The organism is Brevibacillus sp. AY1 (genome assembly GCF_029870785.1).
GTDB classification, from domain to species: Bacteria; Bacillota; Bacilli; order Brevibacillales; family Brevibacillaceae; genus Brevibacillus; species Brevibacillus invocatus.
This window is the reverse complement of the sequence record NZ_JAFLPN010000078.1, coordinates 1-6526: the sequence shown is the minus strand read 5'-3', so window position 1 is coordinate 6526 and position 6526 is coordinate 1. Positions and strand designations below refer to the sequence as shown.

Here is a 6526-nt window from a genome sequence, read left to right as displayed (position 1 = left end):
TTGGTTGGGAAGCTGAAGATTTCATTCAGAATACTTCGACAAATCACAAACACATTTTTTATGCAACGCTAGTGTCATAAAGTATATAAAAATTTGATTGAAATCAAGTGTTTAGTCAGATGTATATATTTCAAGTAAATATGAAAAAGGCACCCTGGAATGGATGCCTTTGCAATCAATTTACAATTTTGGCTGAATCAAGCCGATGCCAAGGCCGACCGGATCGACGAGATAGGCGAGATAGAAAGCATCGAACTCCATTTTATCCCGGACGATTTGAGCACCGTTCTCGACTGCGGTCTTGATTGTCGCATCGATTGACGCAACCTCAATGACGATTCGCGTCCCGTGGGGGTAATCCTGGGGACCTTGTGCTATCCCGCCGTTGATTCCCGCTTCTTGATCGGAGCCTGTCGTGACCTCGCGATAGCCCCAATGTGGTGCTGCCACCTGCCAGCCAAATACAGCAGAGTAAAAAGCGGAAGCCCGTTCAGGGTCCTGACTGTTCAACTCAAAGAGAACAACTCGAGACATTCTATATCCTCCCTTCGAAAAACTTAATTATTTGCATATTCGAGGGAGGTTCTGGAAAATCCTTCAAGAGCGTTGGGCTGGCCATGAACCCTGGAGTTTGCGCAACTGTACAATTTGCCCGGTGTGGAAGGCGTCATGCAGGACCAGACTCATGGCACTTTTGAGGATGGAATGCGTAGGCAGGGCTTGATGAAGCTCTTCTTCGGTCAAGGAGGAGAGTTTATCAAAGATTTCCCGATTTACTTGCTCCATGCGTTGCAGGGTGGCTTGCCAGGCGTCGTTGTCATCGGCACTTCCAGATGGAGCAAACGTATCTTCATTGGAAGTGTCTTCAGGAGATAATCTCGAACCAGAAAGGCGGTGTAAAAAGCGTTCTTTGTAGAACAGTAGATGGCTCAGGTTTTCCCAGATCGTATTGCATGCTTCTCCAGCTGGCTTCCAGCTGGCCTGAGCAGCATCGAGACCGGATACGGCATCGCGCAATGGCGGATACCAGTCTTCCTGGTCATAGGCACACGTCCATTCATGCAAGAGCAACTCTTTGACGTTCATCAGTCTCGTCCTCATTTGTGTAGCATCTGGTTTACAGGTAAGATACTAGTTGAGATTGTAACCACTAAATTTATATTTGATGGTTACAATTGGAATATACCATTTGTTGGTGTATCATGCAAGGAAAAGGAAAATGGGTCTATTGAGTGGGATGGGGGAACTCAAATGGAGAGTCTATGCATTGATTTTTTGAACAGTGACTGGCGTGACTGGCGCGGTTCCGGACGCAGGGAGGACAGGCTGAGAAAGACAGAGTGGCTTCAGTCCTTTTTGGAAGCATGGGGACTGCAGGCTCCATTACCGCATTTTACAGATGATCCCCAGATCGCGGAATTAGTGGAGCTTCGCATATCCCTGCGGCGGATGGTGGAGGCAGTAGCGAGGGGAGAAGACATCACTTCCGAAGACTTGGCGGAGCTGAACCGGGTGATGGCGATGGCTCCGTCGCATCAACGGATTGAGCTGCGGGAGAATGAGTACCGGCTGGAGCAGGTGAGCGACACTATGGGCTGGAATCTGGTGATGGCACGGATCGTGGAATCCTTTGCCGATCTCCTCGTTCACCAGGAGAAGCGCAGGTTGAAAATATGTGACAATCAGGATTGCCAATGGGTATACTACGACGAAAGCCGCAACCGGGTCCGCCGCTGGTGCGATGACAAGGCATGCGGCAACCTGATGAAAGTGCGCCGCTTTCGCGAGCGACAAAAAGAAAAGGGGGAAGCGTAAAGATCGCTTCTCCCTTTTTTGCTTGAACTGTTCAAATAGCGATCAAAATAAGAGAAGAAGGCCATTCAAAGTATACGAGCAGCACGGAAATGAGGGATAACGATGAGTCGATTTCGGCGGCGATGGGTGCAGGGGCTGATCCTGGTCTTGCTTGTTGCGGCTTGCCTAGCCATCTGGTATCTGCGTCCATACCCGGTTGAGGAAGCGGCGATGCAAGCCATGCAGGGAGGAGAAGGCATCACTGTCACGGATGCAGGAGAGTGGATCATTTTGGAGGGAGGACAAAACTACGATCCAGCGATTATTCTTTATCCGGGTGCAAGGGTCAAATCAGAGAGCTATGCACCTTTGGCAAGACTTCTGGCCGGGTACGGTCACCGGGTGTTCATCGCACGGATGCCGTTTCAACTGGCTGTTACCGATTTTCAGCGAGCGGATCAGTTGATCAAAAATCTGCCGAATCAGTCGTTCGTCATCGGAGGTCACTCCCTTGGTGGGGCGATGGCAAGCCGCTATGCTTCGCTGCACCCGGATCGGTTTGAAGGTGTTTTTTTCCTGGGAGCGTATCCCGATCGCAAAGGAGATCTCCGTGAGACAGAATTGCCGGTACTCTCCTTGCTGGGCTCGCGGGATGGCATCGTCAATCGGGAGCATTACGAAAAGGGCAAGACGTACTTGCCCGAAGAGACCGTATACATGAGTATCGAAGGAGGGAACCACGCTCAGTTTGGCAGCTACGGGGTACAGGAAGGAGATCATCCAGCCGCCATTACGCCCCAGGAGCAGTGGCAGCAGACAGCGGCAGCGCTGGAGCAGTGGATGCTGCTCTCCCTTTTGCGTTGAGACTTACCACTGCTTCGCCGCATGCAGGACCGGATTGGAGATGATTCCGGAGACCACACCGGTGATGCGAATGTTCTCAGAAGGCAAAAGAATCGCTGCATCTCCTGCACGAGTCGTGGTAAATGTACATTCATGCGGATTCACATCTGTAGCAATCCGAACGATGAATTCTCCTTCTCGTCTGATGAGGACAGGCCTGTCCTTGACGGGTTCCAGGGAATGGTCTGCGATCAAGAGCGCATCACCTGGCATGATTCCTAGTCCCTGCAATCCATCGTCCCGCATGATCAGGGCAAAGCGCGCCACATGATAGCTGGCAACCAGCAGGAAGGACGAGAGGGAGAGCTGTTCATCTGCTTCGATGTTCATCTTGAAAAAGTGCGAGCTGTATGCATCGCCGGCAACAAATACGTGCTTCATCCTATCTCCCTTTTTCTGTTTGTTAGTGTGGCTACATATAGACGGGGAAGCCCTTGTCGTGCATCCGGGCAAGAAAGCGATCATAGCGTTTTTTGGCCAAGGGAAGCGGAACGCGAAAAAGCTGAGCAAGATAGTGGTGGGCATCGTAGCGAGGCACTCCGATGAGTAGAGGGCCAACCATGTAAAATGGCATCAGCACATGCTCAGCGAAGTGATTGGCTTGTGCTTCCTGCCATTCGATCATCCACTCGGTGTTTTGTGGCTGAATGCCTTCATGCAAGAGCAGATGCCCCCATTCATGTGCGATCTTGACCCGTTGCTCGGCAGCTTCCAGCCGTTCATCGATGGCGATGATAGAGCGATTTGGATAAATCGGATGGGCGTGTGTTCGACTGCGCCCATTGATCATCTGGATTTCAATTCCATAGGTGGAACATAGCTGATGCAGGTCTATTTGCTCTGGCGTTCGGATCCCATGATGCTGCAAGAGGAGATACACCCGATCCTCCAGCCAGGTTTGCGGTTCGCTGATCTTTTTCAAAATGGATTCGATTCTGATCACCCCTTGAATTCTCCAACAAAAAGAACGAATGTTCGTGTATTCTTGAAAAAGAAAACCCCAGCTGCTGGGGGTGTATACCTATATTTTACTTATATGCACAAAAAAGCAAAGAAAATTCTTCAATCCCGCTTTTTCAAATCTTCGGTGATTTCAAAGAGAGAAGGTGGGCGAGATTCTTTTACCTTGTGCTCTTTCCATTGCTTTTTCAGGTTGTACCAATATCGCCGGATTTCTTTTTTTTCTTCTGCAGAAGCGTCCAGATACCCGTCTAGAAAGAAATAGTCGTCCGGGTCTTCTATCTTTTCTTGCAGAAGCTCGTCCAGCGAACGGCGCTGTGCGGGAGCGGCTGGAGCATAGAAGATGTTCCCATCCGTGCGACCTAACAACCAGTCGATTGAGATGTGCAGGACAGTAGCCAAATTCATCAGCATCTCATTGGAGGGAGTGCTGTGGTTATTCTCATAATTGCTGATGGTGGCTTTGGTCGTCGACACCCGCTCTGCCAAATCCTCCTGTGTCAGTCCTTGTGCCTTGCGGGCTGCACGTAATCGCTGCGCTAGCATGTGTGCGCCAGTCCTTTCTGTGGATCTACAAGCATATTGTACCGAAGCATGTGGAAAAAAGGAAGAAAAGAAGAGCAAACGGAACGGATCCTTGAAGAGAGAAAAGAAGGAGGAAATTGTCATTAAAAAGTAGAAAAAAGACTTGCAAATAGATTATGATTATGTCAAAGTACACTTCATCAAAAAGGGGAACAACGCAATGTTTAACGAACGGAAAGCGTTGCAGATGACATTACAGGCACTACTGGACCAACGAATGGTACTACGCAGGCAATATGTAGATCAGGACAAGCAACTCGGTGCCGACATCAAGCAGCTGCTGCAGAGAATTCGTGAATTAGATTCGGAAGAAGGAATGGGCGCAAGCGAATATGCAGATGAGGCAGCGGCGGCAGCGGAAGAAATTCCAGCAGATGTCCTCCAACGGATAAAGGTGCGAAAGGCGCATATTCGCCACGATTATCAGATCGTAGCGGAGCAAATCAAGGAAATCTTGGGGGAGCACATGTCTCCGATGTCATTGGGAGAATTATGTGATGTATTGAAAGAGCGGCACGGTGTCGAGTTTTCCAGTCCCTACATCGGCGTTCAAAAAACGTTGAAGCTGCTCCCGCAAGTGAAAGTCGAAAAGTCAGGAAGAAAGCTGATATTTTCTTTGTAAAAAACGATTTCAAGAAGACGCAACAAGGGCGATGTGTGAAATGACACATCGCCCTTGTTAGTATGATCAGAAAGTTTATTTGCGTTAAAGCGCTCAATGTTTAGCGGAAGATAGTATAAGTGCAACTAAGGCTACGCCAAAAGATTGGCGTAGCCAAGTTTTCTGATGAGAAGGTTATTGCAAGAATGCTTTGAGCATCCAGTTGTGTTTTTCCAGTCCACCTCGGATGGCCAAGAGCATGTCATACGTTTCTTCATCATCGGCCTGATCGGCAATTTCCATCGCTTGTTTCAGCTCTTCCACCATGGTGGAGAAATCGTTGACCAGGCTTTGCACCATTTGTTCGGCCGTTTCTTCACCAGTCGCTTCAGCGATGCTGGCAACTTTCAAACTGCCGGAAAGCGTGGCTACAGGTTTGCCTCCCAAAGTCAGGACACGCTCGGCCAATTCGTCAATATGGGCAGCCGCTTCGGTGTAGAACTCTTCAAATTTCGGATGCAGGGTGAAAAAGTGAGGACCTGTTACATACCAGTGGTAGTTGTGAAGCTTGGTAAAAAGAACGGTCCAGTTGGCAACTTGTTTATTTAAAGCTTCAAAAAGTTTGTTTTCCATAGTGGAATCTCTCCTTTCTAATAATTATTATCTGTTTATAATTATTATAATCTATTTCAGGAAAATGTCAATAGAAATCGCTTATTCCTTCACATGCATGGCTAGATTGCCCGCCCAGATCGATCCCGTTAATCCGCCAAAAACTTGGGCTCCCCGTTAAAAATCCACTCATTCGCGCGACCTCCTTTTGACTTTGAAAACAGCTGTTCCGATCCGTTTGATTCGGCAAATTGCTGTTCCCGGGAAGTAATCGGTATCATCCATAATACATTGACAGGATCACCCGCCACGAGCGGAAAAGGAATAGCCGGAGCATTTTCTGGCTTTGCGAGCAGAATCGAAGTAAACAGATTGTTCACCTGACTGATCTCTTGGCACGGAATGGTGTGTCCTTGGGCAAGGAAAGTCAAATAAGACCAAGGCAGAGAGGTTTGTCCGCTTATATAGGCAAGCAGCTGATTCTCGTTTTTGGCTAGCCAGTGGGATTCACATGCAAAAGCAAGTTCAAATCTGCGCAAGCGTTCCGGTGTCTCCGTATACTGCTCGACCTTGGGCTGGGGCAAGAGAGAGACCCCGAGCGTTACGACATAGGTGACATTTCCTTTCTCGATCGTCACCATTGCCTTCGGTGGCCAGTGCCCGCCATCGATCCCGTAATACTTGCTCACCGGACCCAAAACAGAGGTGATGGCGTCCAAATATTGCGGCTGCATGTCTTGCCAAGGGTTTTCGTCTCAGCTGGCTTTGTCCGTCAATGCGGAACAGGGCTTGAATACCATATTTGAAGATTCATAACAAAAAGCCCATTGTTTACATACGTTTACCTGAAAGAAGGACTCAGAATGAATCAATGTACCATGCACGTATCCATTCAGCAGCAACAGAAGGTTACAGATGCCATCCTCCAAGCTTTTCGTGTGAAGGAGCAAGAGGCTGTCCCTCAGGAGAAATGAGCTGAGGGGACAGTCTCTTTTTGTTCTACTATCGGAAAGTTTAAGTGCACTAAAGCGCTAAAAAGATTAGCGGAAGATAGTATAAGTGCAACTAAGG

General features: G+C 48.6%; 10 protein-coding genes. 3 read left to right on the top strand and 7 right to left on the bottom strand.

The window, feature by feature from the left end; all coding sequences use genetic code 11:
• Positions 1–180: 180 nt before the first annotated feature.
• Both JZI27_RS24505 and JZI27_RS24500 read right to left on the bottom strand, forming a co-directional pair.
• The gene (locus JZI27_RS24505) at positions 181–534 is read right to left on the bottom strand and encodes a VOC family protein (protein ID WP_122910560.1); all 354 of its coding nucleotides are present in this window, start codon (positions 532–534) and stop codon (positions 181–183) included.
• 63 nt (positions 535–597) lie between these two features.
• Entirely contained in the window at positions 598–1086 is a 489-nt protein-coding gene (locus JZI27_RS24500; RefSeq protein ID WP_280209789.1) for a DinB family protein, read from the bottom strand.
• 165 nt (positions 1087–1251) lie between these two features.
• On the opposite strand from JZI27_RS24500, the gene JZI27_RS24495 reads away from it, so the two are divergent.
• Positions 1252–1815: a CGNR zinc finger domain-containing protein gene (locus JZI27_RS24495; protein WP_280209788.1), complete on the top strand. Its 564-nt coding sequence runs from the start codon at positions 1252–1254 to the stop codon at positions 1813–1815.
• A 102-nt stretch (positions 1816–1917) separates the two neighbouring features.
• On the top strand, positions 1918–2658 hold the full coding sequence (locus tag JZI27_RS24490) for an alpha/beta fold hydrolase (RefSeq protein ID WP_280209787.1): 741 nt from the start codon (positions 1918–1920) through the stop codon (positions 2656–2658).
• Between the two features lie 3 nt (positions 2659–2661).
• Here JZI27_RS24490 and JZI27_RS24485 read toward each other — a convergent pair whose 3' ends face one another.
• From JZI27_RS24485 to JZI27_RS24475, 3 genes are all read right to left on the bottom strand, one after another.
• A complete protein-coding gene (locus tag JZI27_RS24485; RefSeq protein WP_280209786.1) occupies positions 2662–3078 on the bottom strand; it encodes a LexA family transcriptional regulator in 417 nt (138 codons plus the stop codon).
• Positions 3079–3109: 31 nt separating this feature from the next.
• Positions 3110–3640, bottom strand: coding sequence for an ImmA/IrrE family metallo-endopeptidase (locus JZI27_RS24480; RefSeq protein ID WP_280209785.1), 531 nt, complete (start codon positions 3638–3640; stop codon positions 3110–3112).
• 119 nt (positions 3641–3759) lie between these two features.
• Positions 3760–4203, bottom strand: a complete 444-nt coding sequence (locus JZI27_RS24475; protein ID WP_280209784.1) for a helix-turn-helix domain-containing protein — start codon at positions 4201–4203, stop codon at positions 3760–3762.
• A 199-nt stretch (positions 4204–4402) separates the two neighbouring features.
• On the opposite strand from JZI27_RS24475, the gene JZI27_RS24470 reads away from it, so the two are divergent.
• Positions 4403–4864: a hypothetical protein gene (locus JZI27_RS24470; protein ID WP_280209782.1), complete on the top strand. Its 462-nt coding sequence runs from the start codon at positions 4403–4405 to the stop codon at positions 4862–4864.
• Between the two features lie 174 nt (positions 4865–5038).
• On the opposite strand, the gene JZI27_RS24465 is transcribed toward JZI27_RS24470, so the two are convergent.
• Together JZI27_RS24465 and JZI27_RS24460 are read right to left on the bottom strand one after the other, a co-directional pair.
• Positions 5039–5476: a Dps family protein gene (locus JZI27_RS24465; RefSeq protein WP_251244786.1), complete on the bottom strand. Its 438-nt coding sequence runs from the start codon at positions 5474–5476 to the stop codon at positions 5039–5041.
• A gap of 128 nt (positions 5477–5604) precedes the next feature.
• Positions 5605–6189, bottom strand: a complete 585-nt coding sequence (locus JZI27_RS24460) for a suppressor of fused domain protein (RefSeq protein ID WP_280209781.1) — start codon at positions 6187–6189, stop codon at positions 5605–5607.
• Positions 6190–6526 lie beyond the last annotated feature (337 nt).

Coding starts and splice junctions, on each gene's coding strand:
- JZI27_RS24465 (WP_251244786.1), bottom strand. CDS start 5,476: ATGGAAAACAAACTTTTTGAAGCTTTAAATAAACAAGTTGCCAACTGG.
- JZI27_RS24490 (WP_280209787.1), top strand. CDS start 1,918: ATGAGTCGATTTCGGCGGCGATGGGTGCAGGGGCTGATCCTGGTCTTG.
- JZI27_RS24470 (WP_280209782.1), top strand. CDS start 4,403: ATGTTTAACGAACGGAAAGCGTTGCAGATGACATTACAGGCACTACTG.
- JZI27_RS24485 (WP_280209786.1), bottom strand. CDS start 3,078: ATGAAGCACGTATTTGTTGCCGGCGATGCATACAGCTCGCACTTTTTC.
- JZI27_RS24495 (WP_280209788.1), top strand. CDS start 1,252: ATGGAGAGTCTATGCATTGATTTTTTGAACAGTGACTGGCGTGACTGG.
- JZI27_RS24505 (WP_122910560.1), bottom strand. CDS start 534: ATGTCTCGAGTTGTTCTCTTTGAGTTGAACAGTCAGGACCCTGAACGG.
- JZI27_RS24500 (WP_280209789.1), bottom strand. CDS start 1,086: ATGAACGTCAAAGAGTTGCTCTTGCATGAATGGACGTGTGCCTATGAC.
- JZI27_RS24460 (WP_280209781.1), bottom strand. CDS start 6,189: ATGCAGCCGCAATATTTGGACGCCATCACCTCTGTTTTGGGTCCGGTG.
- JZI27_RS24475 (WP_280209784.1), bottom strand. CDS start 4,203: ATGCTAGCGCAGCGATTACGTGCAGCCCGCAAGGCACAAGGACTGACA.